Source organism: Actinoallomurus purpureus (genome assembly GCF_024055795.1).
GTDB classification, from domain to species: domain Bacteria; phylum Actinomycetota; class Actinomycetes; order Streptosporangiales; family Streptosporangiaceae; genus Actinoallomurus; species Actinoallomurus purpureus.
Genome location: NZ_JAMXMY010000003.1, coordinates 12,314 through 29,090 on the forward strand (window position 1 = coordinate 12,314; position 16,777 = coordinate 29,090).

General features: G+C 68.6%; 16 protein-coding genes. 6 read left to right on the forward strand and 10 right to left on the reverse strand.

All coding sequences use genetic code 11. From position 1 onward, the window contains the following. Positions 1-29 precede the first annotated feature (29 nt). On the reverse strand, positions 30-737 hold the full coding sequence (locus NE236_RS07880; protein ID WP_252841182.1) for a response regulator: 708 nt from the start codon (positions 735-737) through the stop codon (positions 30-32). After that, entirely contained in the window at positions 734-1,930 is a 1,197-nt protein-coding gene (locus NE236_RS07885) for a sensor histidine kinase (RefSeq protein ID WP_252841183.1), read from the reverse strand. Before NE236_RS07885 ends, NE236_RS07880 begins: the two co-directional genes overlap by 4 nt. Before the next feature lie 253 nt (positions 1,931-2,183). Between NE236_RS07885 and NE236_RS07890 the strand changes: the two genes are divergently transcribed. Next, entirely contained in the window at positions 2,184-3,710 is a 1,527-nt protein-coding gene (locus NE236_RS07890; protein WP_252841184.1) for a nitrilase-related carbon-nitrogen hydrolase, read from the forward strand. Positions 3,711-3,748: 38 nt separating this feature from the next. Beyond that, a complete protein-coding gene (locus NE236_RS07895; protein ID WP_252841185.1) occupies positions 3,749-4,228 on the forward strand; it encodes a carboxymuconolactone decarboxylase family protein in 480 nt (159 codons plus the stop codon). A gap of 344 nt (positions 4,229-4,572) precedes the next feature. Here NE236_RS07895 and NE236_RS07900 read toward each other — a convergent pair whose 3' ends face one another. The 3 genes from NE236_RS07900 to NE236_RS07910 form a co-directional block, all read right to left on the reverse strand. After that, the gene (locus NE236_RS07900; protein WP_252841186.1) at positions 4,573-7,830 is read right to left on the reverse strand and encodes a DUF4132 domain-containing protein; all 3,258 of its coding nucleotides are present in this window, start codon (positions 7,828-7,830) and stop codon (positions 4,573-4,575) included. Beyond that, on the reverse strand, positions 7,788-8,060 hold the full coding sequence (locus tag NE236_RS07905; RefSeq protein ID WP_252841187.1) for a hypothetical protein: 273 nt from the start codon (positions 8,058-8,060) through the stop codon (positions 7,788-7,790). Before NE236_RS07905 ends, NE236_RS07900 begins: the two co-directional genes overlap by 43 nt. Positions 8,061-8,158: 98 nt before the next feature. After that, a complete protein-coding gene (locus NE236_RS07910; RefSeq protein WP_252841188.1) occupies positions 8,159-8,698 on the reverse strand; it encodes a hypothetical protein in 540 nt (179 codons plus the stop codon). A gap of 337 nt (positions 8,699-9,035) precedes the next feature. On the opposite strand from NE236_RS07910, the gene NE236_RS07915 reads away from it, so the two are divergent. Next, positions 9,036-9,740 (forward strand): hypothetical protein, encoded by a 705-nt coding sequence (locus NE236_RS07915; protein WP_252841189.1) that lies wholly within the window; start codon positions 9,036-9,038, stop codon positions 9,738-9,740. A 245-nt stretch (positions 9,741-9,985) separates the two neighbouring features. Here NE236_RS07915 and NE236_RS07920 read toward each other — a convergent pair whose 3' ends face one another. The 5 genes from NE236_RS07920 to NE236_RS07940 all read right to left on the reverse strand — a co-directional run bounded on the left by NE236_RS07920 (position 9,986) and on the right by NE236_RS07940 (position 14,624). Beyond that, entirely contained in the window at positions 9,986-10,459 is a 474-nt protein-coding gene (locus tag NE236_RS07920) for an Rv0361 family membrane protein (protein ID WP_443612855.1), read from the reverse strand. Between the two features lie 4 nt (positions 10,460-10,463). Beyond that, positions 10,464-11,342 (reverse strand): hypothetical protein, encoded by an 879-nt coding sequence (locus NE236_RS07925; protein WP_252841191.1) that lies wholly within the window; start codon positions 11,340-11,342, stop codon positions 10,464-10,466. A 694-nt stretch (positions 11,343-12,036) separates the two neighbouring features. Further along, positions 12,037-13,077: a CU044_5270 family protein gene (locus tag NE236_RS07930; protein WP_252841192.1), complete on the reverse strand. Its 1,041-nt coding sequence runs from the start codon at positions 13,075-13,077 to the stop codon at positions 12,037-12,039. Continuing rightward, positions 13,074-13,664, reverse strand: a complete 591-nt coding sequence (locus NE236_RS07935; protein ID WP_252841193.1) for an RNA polymerase sigma factor — start codon at positions 13,662-13,664, stop codon at positions 13,074-13,076. The genes NE236_RS07930 and NE236_RS07935 overlap by 4 nt, the downstream gene beginning before the upstream one ends. Positions 13,665-13,958: 294 nt before the next feature. After that, positions 13,959-14,624, reverse strand: coding sequence for a hypothetical protein (locus NE236_RS07940; RefSeq protein WP_252841194.1), 666 nt, complete (start codon positions 14,622-14,624; stop codon positions 13,959-13,961). A 268-nt stretch (positions 14,625-14,892) separates the two neighbouring features. Here NE236_RS07940 and NE236_RS07945 point away from each other — a divergent pair, with 268 nt between their 5' ends. From NE236_RS07945 to NE236_RS07955, 3 genes are all read left to right on the forward strand, one after another. Then, positions 14,893-15,051, forward strand: a complete 159-nt coding sequence (locus tag NE236_RS07945; protein ID WP_252841195.1) for a hypothetical protein — start codon at positions 14,893-14,895, stop codon at positions 15,049-15,051. Between the two features lie 8 nt (positions 15,052-15,059). Next, complete coding sequence (locus NE236_RS07950) at positions 15,060-15,650, forward strand: DsbA family oxidoreductase (RefSeq protein WP_252841196.1); 591 nt, start codon at positions 15,060-15,062, stop codon at positions 15,648-15,650. 71 nt (positions 15,651-15,721) lie between these two features. Then, positions 15,722-16,471 carry an SDR family NAD(P)-dependent oxidoreductase gene (locus NE236_RS07955; RefSeq protein ID WP_252841197.1) on the forward strand — a complete coding sequence of 250 codons (750 nt, stop codon included), beginning with the start codon at positions 15,722-15,724 and terminating at the stop codon, positions 16,469-16,471. Positions 16,472-16,777: the final 306 nt, after the last annotated feature.

The following is a 16,777-nucleotide window of genomic DNA, read 5'->3' on the forward strand; positions in this document are numbered from 1 at the left end:
CGGAGGGCCCGCCCTCAAGGTCCTGAACGTCACGTCTCCTCGTGGGGGAGCGGCGGGAGCAGGCCCGCCTCATGGGCGAGGAGCGCGGCCTGGACGCGGTTGTCCAGGCCCAGGCGGGTGAGGATGCGGTTGACGCGGCTCTTGACGTTGGCCTGCGTCAGGCCGAGGGCATCGGCGATCTGAAGGTTGGACAGCCCTCGTGCGACCAGGATGAGAACCTCGAGCTCCCGTTCGGTGAGCGAGCCGATGAGTCCGTGGCGGCCGGACGCCGGGGTGGGCGTACCGGCGACGAGGCCGATGGGCAGCGCGGCGAACGCGTCGATGAGCCGGTGCGTGACGCTCGGGGCGAGCATGGCCTCACCTCCGGCGACGACGCGGATCGCGTGCGCGAGCTGGTCCGTCGGGCTGTTCTTCAGCAGGAAGCCGCAGGCACCGGCGCGCAGGGCGGAGTGCACGTACTCGTCCAGGTCGAAAGTGGTGAGCACGAGGACGCGTGGGGGCGGGTCGTCGTACGGCCACTCGGTGAGGATGCGCCGGGTGGCCTCGACGCCGGTCATGCCGGGCATGCGGACGTCCATGACCACGACGTCGGGGCGCAGGCGGAACGCCGCGTCGACGGCCTGTCCGCCGTCGGCGGCGTCGCCGACGACGCACAGGTCCTCGCGGCGGTCGATGACGGCACGGAGCGCCGCCCGGACCATCTCCTGATCGTCGACCAGAAGCACACGGATGCTCACTGGTGCCCCTGGAGCGGGAGCGTGGCGTTGACCCGCCACCCACCGTGCGGCCGCGGGCCGACCTCGAGAGCGCCGTCGAAGGCCGTGACACGTTCGCGGATGCCCATGAGTCCTCGGCCGGATCCGGGTACGGGCCGGTGGCCCGCGGGGACCGGCTCGTTCTCGACCTCGACGGTCAGTCCGTCGTCGTCGATGCGCACGACGACCCTGACGTCGGTGGGACCGGCGTGCTTGATGACGTTCGTCAACGCCTCCTGCAGGATCCGGTAGGCCGAGACCTGAATCGCGGACGGCACCGCGTCGACCGACGGCTCCAGCGTCGCCGTCACGTGGCAGCCGGTCGCCTCGACCGCCGCGATGAGCCGGTCGACGTGGCGAAGGGACGGTTCGGGGCCGGGATCCTCACGCCGGCCGGCGAGCAGGCCGAGAATGCGGCGCATCTCGATGAGCGCGACGTCGGCGGTCTCCGCGATGCGGACCACGCCCTGCATGCCGAGCCGCGGATCGTCCTGGAGGACGTCCTCGGTGGACCGCGCCTGTACGGCGATCGCGCTGACGTGGTGCGCGACCACGTCGTGGAGATCGCGGGCGATGCGGGCCCGCTCCGTGATGACGGCCTGGCGTGCGTTGACCTCCTGCTGCGCGCGGAGCCGAGCGTTGAGCTCCCGGAGCCGGAGGGCACTGATGTCGATCCGCCGTGCCCCGTATCCCAGAAGCCAGGCGACGCAGAAGAACGCGACGAAGGTGGTCGCGGTGATCGGCTCCAGGGAGTCGAGCCGGGGCGGCCCGGATCGGCCGCTGAGGAGGTCCGTCGTCACCGCGGCGGCGAGGGACAGCGCCGTCCCCGGCACGCTCACCGTCGCCGGGGTCCAGCGGGCGAGCGCGAACACGGCGAAGATCAGGAAGTAGGGCCCCGGCGTCTTCCGCGGGACCGGGTCGGTCATCTCGAAGAGGACGAAGGCGACGGTCATCGCCGCCAGCACCAGGCGGGGGTGACGTCGCCGCCAGAACAGCGGAACCGTCTGCAGCCCCCAGAGCGTCAGGCCCACCGGGCTCGGCACCGGTGTCCTGCCCAGCAACGTCACCACGTCGAAGGCGGTGAGCCCGCCGCCGAGCGCCAGGTCGGTCAGCCATGGCCTGCCGGCGAGCCCGATGCGGGCGCCGCGCAGTCGGGCCGTCACGTAAGTCGTCATGTCCGAGGGCAACGGTATGTGATCTGCGCGATCACGTCCTCGTCCACGAGGCCGCATCCAAAGTTGCGCGGACCGGCGACAGATCGGCGATGAGGACGACGCGGCGCCCGGACACGCTCTCCTAGCGTTTGAACGCGGCCGGAGACTCGCGTTCCACGAATTCTCCGAACGGCTGCCGCACCCCAGGGAAAGGGCAGATGAAAAGATGGGCGACGACCGGCGTGCGACGCCGACATGGTTGCGATGTGCGCTGTTGGCCCTCGGTACCGTGGCGACGCTCTTCGCGGTCGGTGGCCGTTGGGACATCCCTCTCGCGGCTTGGATCTTCCCGGTCCTTCTGCTGCGTTTCGCCCGCACCGGCCGGGCCTGGTCCGGGGCGGTATGGATCCTACTGGCCCACATCGCCGCGGCCGTGTTCTGGATATACGAATCGGCGCTGGGATTCAACGCCGTCATCATCGGGGGAGCGGTCGGCCTCGCCGCATTGCAGATGCTGCCATTCCTCCTTGACCGGTTGCTCGTCGGCCGATTGCGCCCCTGGATGTCGCTGCTGACATTCCCGGCGGCGGTCGCCGGATCGGAATTCCTCATCACACTGCTGTCGCCGTTCGGCACCGCCTACGGTTCCCTGACGGTCACCCAGTACGGCGACCTGCCTCTGCTGCAGGTCACGTCGATCACCGGCTCGTACGGCATCGGATTCCTGATCGCCTGGTTCGCCAGTGTCGCCAACCGTCTCTGGGAGGACCGCTCGTGGCCGTCGGTCCGCAGCGGTGTCGTGTACGGGGCCGCGCTGTCCGCCGTCATCCTCGGCGGTGGAGCCCGGCTCGCCTTCGCTCCGGAGGACGGCGCGACGGTCCGGATCGCCGGCGTCAGCCCCGGCAGGGAGGTCAGTGAGGCCCAGCAGGCCGTCCTCCGGCGGATTCCCGGTCGACGCCGCGACGTCGCCGCCGCGCCCCCTGCGGAGGTCGAGCCCGCCATGAGGGCCGTGGAGGACGACCTGCTCGCGGTCACACGTCGGGAGGCCAGAGCCGGAGCAAAGATCGTGATCTGGCCCGAAGAGGCGGTCAAGACGCTCGCGGCGGGCGAACAGCCCGCAATCGCGGTGGCACGGGACGAGGCACGAAAGTCGGGGATCTATCTCGAGATCGGTTTGGGCGTGTACAGCACGACCGCGCCGGCCTACGGGAAGGACGAGACGGTCTTCATCGGTCCCGACGGAAGGGTCCTGTGGACGTATCAGAAGGCCCATCCCATTCCAGGCTCGGAGACCTTCACCCCGGGAGACGGGCACGTGCCGGTGGTCGACACCCCGTACGGCCGGATCGCGAACGTCATCTGCTACGACGCTGATTTCCCCGACCTGATGCGCGTGCGCGCGGACATCATGCTCGTGCCCTCGCACGACTGGCGTGAGTACGGACGCGCGCACACCGAGAAGGCCGCTCTGCGCGCCGTCGAAGGCGGGTACGCGCTCGTGCGCCAGGACTCGGAGGGAGTGTCCACCACCTTCGACGATCAGGGACGTGTCCTCGCCACCACGGACTACTTCACGACGGACCGGCAGACCACCGTGGCCTACGTGCCGACGCACGGCACCACGACGATCTACGACCTGATCGGCGACACCTTCGCCTGGCTCTGTCTCGCCGCTGTCGGCGGCCTCGCGGTCATCGGCCTCCTCCGTCCCGTACGGAACGACCGGCGCGTCCGGCCGGAAGCCGCCCCGCTGCCGGTCGCCGCCGACGGCGTCACATCCGTCCTTCGGGATCCGTCATAGCAGCGGAACCAATCGAAGATCCAGGAAGGAAGCCCGTCATGACGACCGAGTCGCGACTCCCCAACCCCGTCAAGCTCGTTCCCGAGTTCGGGCCGGTCACCGGAGCCCTGTTCAAGGCCACCGGGAACGGTACGGTCCCGCAGACCACCATCGGCCTGATGCAACTGCGCGCCGGCCAGATCGTGGGCAACACCTATCTGACCGTCCTGCACGCCGGCGGCTTGCGCAAGGCCGGGGAGTCCGAAGAGCGCATCACCGCCGTGGCGACCTGGAAGGACGCGCCCTACTTCACCGAGGCCGAGCGTGTCGCGCTCGCGCTGGTCGAGGCCGTGCTGACCCCGAACCCCCGCGGCGAGCGCGTCCCTGACGAGCTCTATGCCCTGGCGTCCGAGCACTATGACGACAAGGCTCTCGCGACGCTGGCCATCGCGATCGGCCAGGTGAACTTCTTCGTCCCCCTCGCCCTCATCGGCAGGCCGTTCCCCGGCACGTCCCCCGCGAAGCAGTGGCGGGAGTAAGACCCCCGAACGGTGTTCCTCCGGCCGCTCCGACAGGGAGGACACGGCGTGGCTCCATGAAGGTCACGGGCGGTCGGCCGCGTCGCCCGGCATGGACGACGCGGCCGGCCGGTGAGGATCAGCGGACCTTGGCGAAGAACTCGCGCATGTCGGCGGCGAAGTGATCGGGCTGGTCCATGGCGATGAAGGCCGATTCCGTGGCTGTGCGGTGCGTCGAAAGCGGACGGTTGGTCGTGTGACTCCGGCCGCCTCCACGTCCCCAACCGGCTGTGGCCGATCGGGGACTGGTGGTCGGCGGATAAGTCGTGCACCGTGCGGAGTGGTTCTGAACCTTCCGGTGCCGGTCAGGACGTCGCGTCGGTCAGTTCGGTGAGCAGCTCCGAGGCCGTGATCGGGTCGAGGTCGCCGAAGGGCCGCCCCTCGCGTCCCGTCGACCAGTGGTCGTCGTCGGGACGGTCATCGAGCCGGATCTCCTCCAGCAGCTGGTCGCCGCTGTCGTCCAGGCGGCCGATCACGATCCCGGGGTTCAGCTTGATGGTGATGAACAGGCCGCCGGGGAGTTCGCGGTAGACGCAGCCCTGGATCCCGGCGTCCATGGGACTGCTGCGCCGCCAGCCGCGTCGTTCCAGCCCGAGCACGGCCTCGGCCGGTACGGCGACGCCCTGAAACCTCTCCAGGCGCCGGCCGGCGCGTTCCGCGTCGGCCAGGGCGTGCACCGTGCGGCCGAGTTGCGGGAACGGTTGCAGGATCTCGTGGTCGGCGAAGAGCGCCGACCACGCGCTGAGCGTTCCGCCGAGCTCCAGGGGATGGGGGATGCCGATCCCGGCCTGGTCCGGCAGCGTCAGCGCGTCGTCGTCGATGTCGGCGTACGTGCGTTCCTCGGTGACGCGGAACGCGGTCTCCCCGGCGACCCACACCAGCCGCCGCGCGATGTGCCAGATCAGCGGATGCTCCACGAACAGGCGCCGGAACTCCCCAGCCGTCCAGCGGCGCCGCGCCACCATCGCCGCCTCCAGCCGCCGGATCTGGTCGGCGGCCACCCGCACGTCCTTCTTCAGCGTGGTGAACAGCGTGTACGCGGCGGGCGCGAGTTCCTCGTCGTCCTTGGCCCCGGGCTTGGGCGGGGACGAGCGGCGGGTGCCGTCCTCGCCGGTCACGTACGGCTTGAGCCGCTCGTCGAAGCCGACGACGAAACGGCGCCGCCCGTAGTCCAGGACGAGCCCGCCGTCGGCGTCCAGACCGAAGTCGGGGACCAGCCGGTCGCCGAGCTGATCGGGCGTCAGGCCCCGCCCGTCGGCGACCTCCTCGATCTTCTCCTGCGCCCGCTCCTTGAGGCCCTTGAACTTGACCTTCTGCGCGAGGCCGTACAGGTTCATCAGCGCGGCGTCCGTGCCGATGGCCGCCAGGACGTTCAGGCCGGCGACCGCCTTGGCGTGGCCGCCGTCTCCCGGCCACGCGCGGATGAGGGGCGTCAGCGCGCGTACGGTCTCGTCGTCGCCGAGCCATCCCAGTTGCGCCAGCGCCCAGCCGTCCTTCGGCGGCGCGCCGTGCCGCTGCCACTGCTGGAACAGCGCCCATCCGAACGCCGCCAGCGAGTCGGCGTCGCACACGTCCTTGACGATCTCGACGCCTGAGTAGACCTCGTCGGACGTGGACATGGCCAGCATCGTCAGCAGATGGCGGATGGCGTCGAGTGGGAGCGCGTCCTCACGGTCGCGGAGCCGGATCCGCGGGAGCAGGTTCACGTCGGCCCACTCGCCCGGCACCGGTATGCGGGAGGGGAGAAGCTCCAGCGGATCCACCGCCAGCATGGCCTCGATGGCACCGGCCGCCTCGCCGCCGTGCGCGCGTGCCGCGTCGACGACCTTCTCGCTTCCGTGCCGGTCGGCGAGCAGGCGCAGCGCGCGCTCCGCCTGGCGCCGCGGGGTGACGGGTTTGCCCACCGCGGCCGGGACCAGCAGCGGCACCGTGTCGAGGCCATGCCGGTCGAACCACGCGAGCGCGAGCTTGCGGGTCTTCGGCCGGGCCAGGCGCTCGGCCATCAGCCGCGCCAAACCGGCGTCCAGGAACGGCAGCGCCCGATCAGCGAGACCCGGATCGGCCTCCGCGATCCGCAGTGCGACGGGGAGCGCATCGACCTCGAACCGGGCCACGACCGGCCTCAGCCACATCTCGGCCTCCCACAGTTGCGGCTTCCAGTCGGCCAGCAGCGGGCGGACCTTCTCCACGGGGCCGTACGTGAGGACACCGAACCCGTATCCGTAGGCGCGTCCGGCGCGGAACTCCTCGACCAGTTCGTCCCAGTCGTCACTGGCCGGGACGCGATGCCGCCAGTCGGTCTTCGCCCACAGCTCCTGCTCGCCCGGCTCCCACCGCATCCGAGGCTCGGCGGGCGCCGTGAGCCCTCCGACGACGGCCGGCTTGGCCGCCTTGGTCGTACGCAGCCACGGCGGGTCGACCAGCGGCCGCGGCAGGGCGTCCGCCGGTGCGTCGGGCAGCAGGTCGTGGTCGGTGGCCGGCCGGTCGGCCGCGAGTTCGGGGTGGGCCTGAAGGTGTTGGGCCAGCAGGTCGGCGAGCTTCGGCTCGCCAGAGACCGCCAGCAGCCGCCGCGCCCGCGTGGGGAAGCGTTTCATCGCCGCGAGCAGGGCGGGCTGTACGTACTTCTGGTCGACGCGGTCCATGAGCGCCTGGAACGCCTCGTCGCCCGGCAGGATCGCCAGCATCTCCAGGAACAGCCTCCGCCCGGCGGTGTGCCAGGGATCGGCGTCGAACGCCTTGACGAGCAGCGGCGCCATCGCCGCCCCCACACCGTCCGCCATGGTGGCCAGAAGCGCCCGGTCCCACGAGTACTGGTGGACGAGTCCGTACCGTGCGAGCCGGTCGACCTGGCCGGGTGAACCCAGCGAGCCGTACAACATCCACCAGAAGCCCCTCTGGTAGTCGGCGTCGGGCGGTGCGGCGCAGCACTCCTCCACCCAGTCGTGCCGGGTGGGCACCAGGAAGGAGACCACCACCCGCTGGGACGCGGTACGCCGGCACCCCGCCAGGCGATCCACCGCCTCCTGGTACTCCTGGTCGTCGGCGGTGGCCAGCAGGGCGCGCAACCGCGCACCGGCCGTCGCCACCTTCGTCGACGCGACCGAGTGGCCGCCAGGATTCCCCCGACGGTGCTCGTCGACGAGTTCGAGCCCGGGGCAGTGCCAGAGAATCTGGCTGAACTCGGCGAACGCGCAGGCCGCGAAGGGCAACCCGTGCCCGGTCACCCAGGAGTCCGCCGCCTGCACCGAGATCTTCTCGATCTCGTGCTGCCGCGCGTCCTGGATCAGCAGCGCGGCGACCACGGCCGCGCCCAGGGGATCCGTGCCGCCGGACAGGTACTCCCGCATGGCCTCGGCCATGTCCGGGCCGACGCCGTCCCGCTCGGCGAGCGGTCGCGAAGCCTCCATCCGGCCGACGCGTTCGCGCACGGCCGCACCCGCGTACCGATCGATCGTGACGACCGGGCCCGGCGGCCCGCCCCGCCGCGGATACATCCGGCGCCGCCACGAGTCGGGAATGGTCAGGGTGTTCTCGTCCGACGCCGGACCGAGGCCGTCTTCCATGACGCATCACCGTAGAACAGGCGTCCGACGTTCCGTGCCCTCGGTGCGACAGGTCTCTGTCGCCCGAAGACCCCGATGTCCGGCTTCTCCGACATCCAGAAGTCGCTGTTGTACTCACGTCCCTTGCACTGCGTGCCGAACGGCAGGAAGTCCACCTTCGGCGGCACGCCGAAGGCGGGCAGCTTCTGCTCGACCCGTTCGGGATGGGTGAACTCCACCAGGTGAGCCACGATGAGCCGTCCGGGACACGCTCGACGGCGTTCGCCCCCACGCTCTTGTCCTCGGTAAGGGCGGGTACAGTGCCCGAAGCATGCCCATCCGTCCCCGTCTAATCGAACCAGCCAAGGCCGCTCTGCCAGCGCCGGATCCACTCCAGGAACCCGATTCCATCCGCGTCCTGATCCGCCGAGCCCGGATAGGGAGAGGCGCCGATCTCTGACAGCAGCCAGATCCGGGCGCGCTGCGGTCCGGTGACGACAAGCAGCCAGTACATCGGTCCGTCCTCGCCACCCAATACGACCGAGCCGTGCTGATAGATCGCGTTGATCAACGGCGCGGTCGTATCGGCTGGGCCGGGATCCTCCTCCCACGTCCATGCCTCAGCCAGCGGGAATGGTGCCAACAGATCCCGTTCCTTCATCTCCTCGGGCCAGTCGGCGGGCAACCACCCCAGCGGCAATAGCCCGCCGTCCTCCGGTGGGCCTTGAGACGAGCCGGCGGCGATTTCAGCGACGAACGTGCGGTACGGCTCCGGGAGCACCACGCCCTGATCGTCCTCCCACGCCTGCACCGCCGCCCATCCCAGCGCAGGTTCTCGCCACTCCTCGGGAAACGCCTCAGCCAGCTCCCGCAACTCGGCTGCGGCCACCTGACTCGATCCTTGATCATCCATGGCTCCCAGCAGTACCAGTCACCAGGGACGGCTGTCCCCTCCGCTCCGCCTGGAGGTCGCCAGCGTCTGATGGCTGATCTGGGGTTCGCAAGGCAGCCCGAACGACGGCGCGCGAGGCATGCACCCAATGTTGAATGGCCGGGCGGCTCAGGGCGGCCTGGCCGCACCGGGACCAGGCCGCGTTTGCGGCGAGGGAACCCCACGCCCCGGACCACCCAGGATCAGTGATCGCTGAAACGCGATCAGACGAACAACGATTCCGGACCCAAAGCTCTAGGGTGACGGCGGTCGGACCTGATCCGAGAGGGGAAGGATGCGACGTCTGGTGCGGGGCTTCTGGGGCCCTCGGGAGGAGTCGGTCGAGGTGCTGGCCGAGCGCTGGAAGGCGACGCTGGAGCAGTTGGTCCGGCTGCTTCCGGAAGCTGGCCTGCCCGGGGTGTGGAACGTGGTCCGCGGGGCCGGTCCGGCTCCGCAGGTGTCGGCGGACGAGCGCTCCCTGCGTGCTGCCCTGCGGGCGGCCCAGGCCGCGGACGACTGGTCGGAGGGTAACGGCACCGCGCTGAGACTCGTCGCCGAGGGCGCACCGGGCTGGCAGGCCGAGGCGAGCGGACTGGCGGGCGGCAGCCCCGAGTTCCTGCTCCAGTCGCTGGTGATCGGTATCCGCTCACCGGCGAACGCGGAGCTTCCCGGCGCCGAACTCCTCACCACCGTTGCCGAGTTCTGGGAGCCCGACTTCGGTGACGTGACGGACGACGACGTGCTCGACGCCCTGGAGGACCAGGCCGGGTACGAGGTCGGCGACCCGTGCGTGGGGTGGGCCGGGTACCTCTCCCGGATGCGCGCGGGACTCCTGCCGGACGGCTTGGCCGCACCGCGCAAGGAGGTGCGGGGCGGCGGCGTCCTGCTCGACATCGCCGGGCCGGGTGACACGGAGACCGTGGTCCAGACGTACGTACGGCTACGGAAGACCGGCGCGCTCTGCCCCCTGCCCCGCCCCCTGAACCGGGCCACGCTGTGACCGCCCGCGTCGGTTCCACGTGAGCAACCACTCTCTGGTCAGGGCAACGCTCGTCGGAGGGCCCGAGGCGTCCTGGGCCGACCCGGCACGGACGTCCTGGTCTTCACCACCACAAGGACCTCAGCAGAGAGGCAGAAGCTTCGCCGATCTCGGGACTTCTTCAAGCGCCATGCCGACTGCCATGCCTGAAGAACGCCCTGGTCCTGAGGCTGGACAACCTGAAGAGGCGTACGGGAAATCGGAGGTTATTTCTTATACGGGGTGTAGCGTTCCGGGTCGCAGAGTTTCCAGGTGCCGGCTTCCTTGCGTAGGTACAGCGTGGCGGGATGTTGGGCGGGGCGGGTCACGCGGGCTTGGGCGACGTCGCCGGTGACACGGATGTTCGAGACCTTGATCGGGCGTTCGTGGTCGGGGTCGAGGACGCGGTTGTCGGAGGAGGGTTCGCCGTCGGCGATGACGGCCTCGGCCTCTTCCTCACAGAGCATGGAGATCATGGTGCTTCTGTCTTCTCGGTCGGCCGTGTGGGCGAACTTCTCTACCGTCTTTCGGATCTGGGCCTCATCCTGATGCGTCCAGGCGATGGCGCCGTAGGCGATGGCTGCGGACGCTGCCAGGACGGTGATCATCGCGGTGATCAGTAGGGGCTTCCGGCGGGGTCTGGGGGGCCGGTGGGGTTGCGGTGGGGAAGTTGGGGCCTGGTGCTCCATCTGGGGGTCCATCGGTTCAGGCCCTCTGGCTCTTGAGAAGCGCGTCGATGAGTTCCTGTACTTCCATCTCGGTTTTCTCCCTGAGTTTCGCCTGAGCCTGTATCCATGCAGGGTCCGCGCCCGAAATGAAGGCCGAACTTCCGGATAGCTTCGAGGAGTTCGCCGAGCCGGATAGCCATTGTGTATTGGCAGGAGAGTTGGCGACGATATACATGTTTCTCGGGGTGAGTTTCGGGAAGTTGGGAAGGACTACCAGTCGCCTCAACGGGATTATATGATCGAATGCCACGCTATTAATCCTCCGACCCTGGTAAGCGGGGTCGGAGGATCCGATTTTCGGTGCCTGCACGCCTTGAAGATATGCAGTCGAGGGTACTCTGGGTCGAGATTTATCGAGCGCTTTATAGACCGCATAGATGGTCGGCGAAGTCTTTCGAAGATCCGCTGGCGCTCTATCCACCCGCTTGGTCATGCCCCGCTTCCCGGTCCCGTAGTTGAGGAAGTCGTAGGTCTTCGGGTTCCATCGAGCGCCGGCTCTCTTCTCTTCGTCGGTCAATCTACTGACCGCTGCCGCGATTTTGCTGAGATCCGCCGGGCTGGGGGTGACAACTGTCGATAGTGGGTGGTTGGCCTTCATCCGATCGAACGCCCGCTCGCAAGCCATCAGCCTGGCAAAGGCCTGGTTCTGCTGAAAGCGGAGAGTTTCCGCTTCGGCGTTGTATGAAGCGACGGCCGATGCGTCTGTGCTTACCCCCCCGGGTGCCTGCCGGGCGTTGTGCGCGCTGATCTTCTCGTGTACTGCCTTCAGTTCCGCGACTGGGCCCGCGCAGATTTCCTTGTAATCGTCAGCGGTCGCCGCCTCCGGCGAGGCGCCGACCATCACGAGGCTGGCCAAAGAAACCAAGGTCAGGGTTCCGGCAATCCATCGGGATGTTCGCGGCATGTTTCTCGTCCCCTCGCTCGATGCGGCGATCGGCGCTCATATAGATGCTGATGTCTATTTGAAGACTACAGTCACGACATCCTCGGCCGCCACCAGGCCGCCGCTCTCCACACGTGATCGCCATCGGCTATCAGGACGGGTGCGCCACGCACCCGCAGCGCGACCCCAGCGAAGAACACGGGCTGTGCGAGGTAGTCGAGGGACTGGGCGGCGATCATGCGGGCTGCGAAGCGGCGTGCTCGGTCGTTGGTCGCGGCGGTGAAGGTGTGGGCGCTGGCCCAAGAAGAGGATGAGGATGAGGATCAGCGGCGGACTGACGATGCGATCGCAGCGTTAGCGGTGCTGGATGATGTCTGGCGGCCAGTGCGCAAACTGCAAAGGGGGTGGGCATGGATGGTCGCGTACTCGGCCAGGCGCTTGGGGCGATGCGGAACGTCGGATCGGCCGGTCGACGATTCCGGTGGACCGCGAATCGTCAGGTCAGGTGGCATGTGATTGCGATAAAGGCCCGATGTCGTCGAACGCATGGGCGTAAGGCCTGGCTATTCCGACGACATCTAGGCTTGACGGCGGTATGGGTCGCATTGAATATCAGGACGTCGGCGGGACCCGCGGCAGGCCGATGGTTCCCGCCGATCCTGCTGATTCAGCGGGCGGTCGGGTGATCAGCGACGTCCACCGTGAGCAATGCGGACGCGTACGTGACAGTGCCTGCCGCCGGCCTGCCCTTGGGCACCCGGTAGGGCGTGGCTCCCGGGAACGGAGTGATGAGCTTGCCGTCGGCGGGTGGACCGGCGATGCTCCGGGATCCCAAGTACTGGTAGGTCCGCCGATCAAAGATCATCTCGTTGTGTCCGCCGAGGCCGTCGGGAACTGAGATGGCGATCCCCGCTCGTCCGATGGCGTCGGTGGCGTTGCGGTCGAGTGTCGCGCCGGGGAGGTTGCCGATGACCTCGAAAAGCGCAGCCCGTACCTTCGGCGGAAGGTACTGCTCATTGATCAGGTCCTGGATGGTCTCCCACCGAAGTTGCGGGCGAGCCTTACCCGCGCCGGATTCGATTTTGTCGATGGCCTTCAGCAGCTTGGCAGGATCCGTCGGCAGCGACCGGAGCGCCGCCGTGCTGTCCGGGGTTGGAGCACCTGCCCGTTTGTCCCCCGGCAGCGGCCTGTCGCAGCTTCGGCGAGGCGGGCAGGGGCTCTGCCTCAGTAGACCGGTGCGGCGCCCATCGACAGACAGCCACAACTCGCGATTAGTGCGCGGCAGCCTTTCAACCGTGTGGCGGCCGTTCTTGCCGAAGACGTCGGCCGATACCGTGACTTCGACCGACTTCACATGGATGAACTGGTCGTCGCGCGGGTGGAGGTCAGGCCGGTTCCGGGCCGCCGAAGCGACCAGGCTCGTCACTTGAGCGACATCGGACGCCCGGACGGTCGATGGACCGGCAGGGCCGGAACCGCCGCGTGTGAGCACGATGGCACCAGCGGCGACGGTGGCAGCCACGCCGCTGGCGACGGCCGCCCGGACCAGCAGGCGGCGACGGAGCCGGGGCGCGTCTCGCGTCACGCCGAGGGCCGTGACATTGGCCAGCAGATCCCGGGCGGCCGGCCGGTTTTCGAATCCGGCCAGAGAATCGTCGTGAACGTAAGCGATCTTACGCACCAGGTCATCGTTGGTATGAGGCTTCATGTCAGGGATCCCCGCTCGCTCATGGGGTGGTTCATAGTCGGGGGCATTAGATCGATTCCCGCCGCGTGGAGTGCCTGGGAGAAGCGTCTGCGTGCCCGATGGAGCCGGACACGCGCGGCTCCTTTCGAGCAGCCGAGGACGGCGGCGATGCCGGAGTGGTCGAGGCTTTCCCAGGCGACGAGACCGAGCAACTCCCGGTCATCATCGGACAGGTCCCCGAACGTCCGGCGAATGGCCAACGCATCGACAGGATCCGCGCCGACCACGGCGATCTCGTCCCGAAGCTGTGTGGTCCGCAGCCGCCGCCGTGACTCGCCGCGCCGATGGTTGGCCAAGACCCGGCGTGCGACGCCGTACAGCCAGAGCCGCGCCTTCTCGCCAGCGGGTACCTCCTCGAACCGCCGCCAGGCGACGGTGAAGGTCTCCGCGACGACATCGGCCGCATCCTCTGGGGAGGAACAGCGTCGCAACGCGTATCCCAGGATCGGACTGTACGTCGCGGCGTACATCTCCTCGAATCTGGTCTTGCGGTCATCCATCGAAGGTCCGGTGGCCGGAGTGCCGATGTCGCACGCGATCTCCTTCACTCGGGGGGAGGTGAACACCCCCTACGTGTCGAGAACACGGCGAGTGTTACCGACGAATCGCCTTATGTCTGGGCGGGCACGTTCCCGCGGAACGCCGATCTTGTTCGGACTTACTTCGCATTTTCGGCGGCCGAGCGGCCGGCGACGGGGGTGGAGGGCTGAAAGGCGAAAGACCGGCCCTCGCCCACCCAAAGGTGGCGAAGGCCGGCTTCTTCCTCAACCGCCCAGCGTCTCTCGAACGCCGTGCTGGACGGCTGCACCGTCAGACGATGCGGCTAGCGATTCAGCCCCGGCTCAGCACCGCTTCATCGCCTTGCGCAGGAACTTCGCCGACCGCAGCGCCAGCTTGGTCATCCGCTTCGGATCCTTCGCGGCCTTCGCGGCTGCCACAGCCTTCGCGGCCCTTGCGACCCTGGTCTCCTGCAGCACAGAGACCGCCGCACGTTCCGCGGCGACCGTGGCGATGCTGGCGAGCTGGACCTGGCGCTCCGGATCCGGCTCAGCCGGGATGCCCTCCGCGATGACGAAGGCGAAGGCACCCAGCGGACGGTTCTGTTGCGGGTCCTTCGAGCCGGATCGCGAAAGCTCCTGTTCCAGCTCAGCCTGCTCCTCCGTGCTCATCGGGGATTGCAGGACCTGTTCGGCCTGCTTTTCCAGGTCAGACCGCCACTTCCACTCCTGGATTTGATCCCCGAACGCCAGCATTGCGCCCATGAGCAGCAGTCGCTCCAACATCTGATCAGCCTTTCTGTGTTGTGGACCGGCTGTGTTTGCACAGCCGGACAGGTCAGAGACCTGCAAAATCCACTGTCCGAGGTGAGCTGTGATGTGCACGGGGTGACGTGGGTTACGGTCGCGAACCTCGTGGGGAATGAGTCCGTGTTCCGTGCCCAGCTCGTCGAAGGCTGCGACGCGGACGCCTGACGCATCGCTGGCATCAGACTCAACCAGGCGGTTCATGGAGCCGGTGGCTCTAGAAGTACTGATGGCCCGCAGACCAGATGCCGTGCATCACGCCTGATTCACTTCGGTGGTCAGAGCCCATGCGCTGGCGGGGTTGCATGGCCGGTCGGCTCGGTGCGGGTTTGGCCGGCGGAAAGGGTGCAGCCGAAGCTGATCGTTTCAGTCGGGCCAACGGCATGCGGACAAGCGCCTCGGCACCCGGACCGCCGATCGGATCGCCACCGGCCGGCTGACGGCACAGGCACTCCAGCAGTACCCAGCGCCCGTGCACGCGGCGGCCCGCGTCGCCGTCTCCGACGGCATCCATGCCATGGCCATCGGCGCCACCATCCTGGGCCTCATCGCCTTCGTCCTGGCCTGGTTCATCCGCGAGGTCCCCTTGCGTGACCGGATGCCCGCCGAACCCGCCACGACGGCGGCATGAGGGTCCGCATGTCGTACGAACGACAGAGCGTGCACGTCCGCATCGTGTTGGACGTCATCTGCGCGCACTCCTACCTCGGCTACACCCGCTTCACCCGCGCCGCGGACCGCCTCCGCGACGACGGTGTCCAGGTGACAGTGAAGTTCCTGCCTTTCGAACTCGCGCCCGGAGCCTCCACCGAGGGCCGGCCGCTGCTCGCCGTACTGGAACAGACCTTCGGCCCCGAGGCCGTCTCCGGCACGGCGCACTTCGCCGAACACGCCGCACGGGAGGGCCTGCGTTTCGAGTACGGCAAAGCCGTGGCGACCGGCACCTTCGAAGCGCACCGGCTCATCGCGAGCGCCGCCCACCGGAACAAAGCCGGGCAGATGACAGAGCGTCTGTTCCGCGCCCACTTCACCGACGGGCTCCACATCGGCGACGCTGCCACCCTCGCCCGCCTGGCCGCCGAGGTCGGCGTCGCCATGGACGACTTCCCACCCGGCGAACTGCGCGCCCGGCTCCACCGGGTACGCGCCCTGGGCATCACCGCCAGGACGGCCGGCCCAAGGACCCGAACGGGCCGGCGATGGCCGCCAAGACGCTGCTCGACCAGCTGACCTGGTGGGCACGAGTGCTGCGCGACGCCAAGGCCACCACTCCCTACAACGCGTAACGGAAAGGCATGAACATGACGTCATTGACCGGAAAGACGGCGCTGGTGACCGGCGGGAGCAGGGGCATCGGCCGAGCCATCGCCACCCGGCTCGCGAGGGAGGGGACTCGGGTCGCCGTGCACTACGGCAGTAACCACACCGCGGCGAAGGACACGGTCTCGGCCATCGAAACGGCGGGCGGGCAGGCCTTCGCCGTCCACGCCGAGCTGGGTGCACCAGGAGACGCCGAAACGCTGTGGGCCGCGTTCGACGCCCACGCCGACGGCCTCGACATCCTGGTCAACAACGCCGGAATCCTCGGCGACCAGGCCGAGATCGACGGCGTGACCCGAGAGGGCTTCGAGCGGCTGCTCGCCGTCAACACCACGGCCCCGTTCTTCATCACCCAGCTCGCCCTGCCGCGGCTGCGCGACGGCGGCCGGATCGTCACGGTCGGCACCATGCTGACCCGGGGCCCGGCCATGCCACGGGCCATCGACTACGCCATGTCCAAGGCGGCCCTCGACGTGCTCACCTCGACGCTCGCCAAGCAAGTGGGCCCGCGCGGCATCACGGTCAACATCGTTGCACCGGGAGTGATCGACACCGACATGCACCAGGGACGGCTGGTCGGCGATGCCCTGACGTGGCTGGAATCCCTGTCGCCGCTGGGCCGGCTGGGCACACCGGAGGATGTCGCCGACACGGTGGCGTTCCTGGCCTCCGACGACAGCCGCTACATGACCGGCCACCGCCTGGACGTGTCAGGCGGGACGACCGTATAGCCCGAACGACCGCCTGAGAGCTGGACGCCTCAGGAGCGACCGCAGCCCCGGAGGCGTCCCAAATCGGGTGGAAGCTTTAGTCGGAACCTGGCACCGCGACTGGAAACCTAAGTCCGGAATCGGAAAGACTCCCATCTAGGTCCGGAACCTGCCAGGTTGGCGCGGATGGGACTTGGCAGTTTCGGGTGTCGGCACTGACCCCACCAGGTACACGCGTCACCGAGCGTGACGGGCTAGTAGACATGACGTCTCGACCCGAGCGCCACCAGGCCCTCCCCGCAGTCCCCGGAACCCAGGCCCTGATGT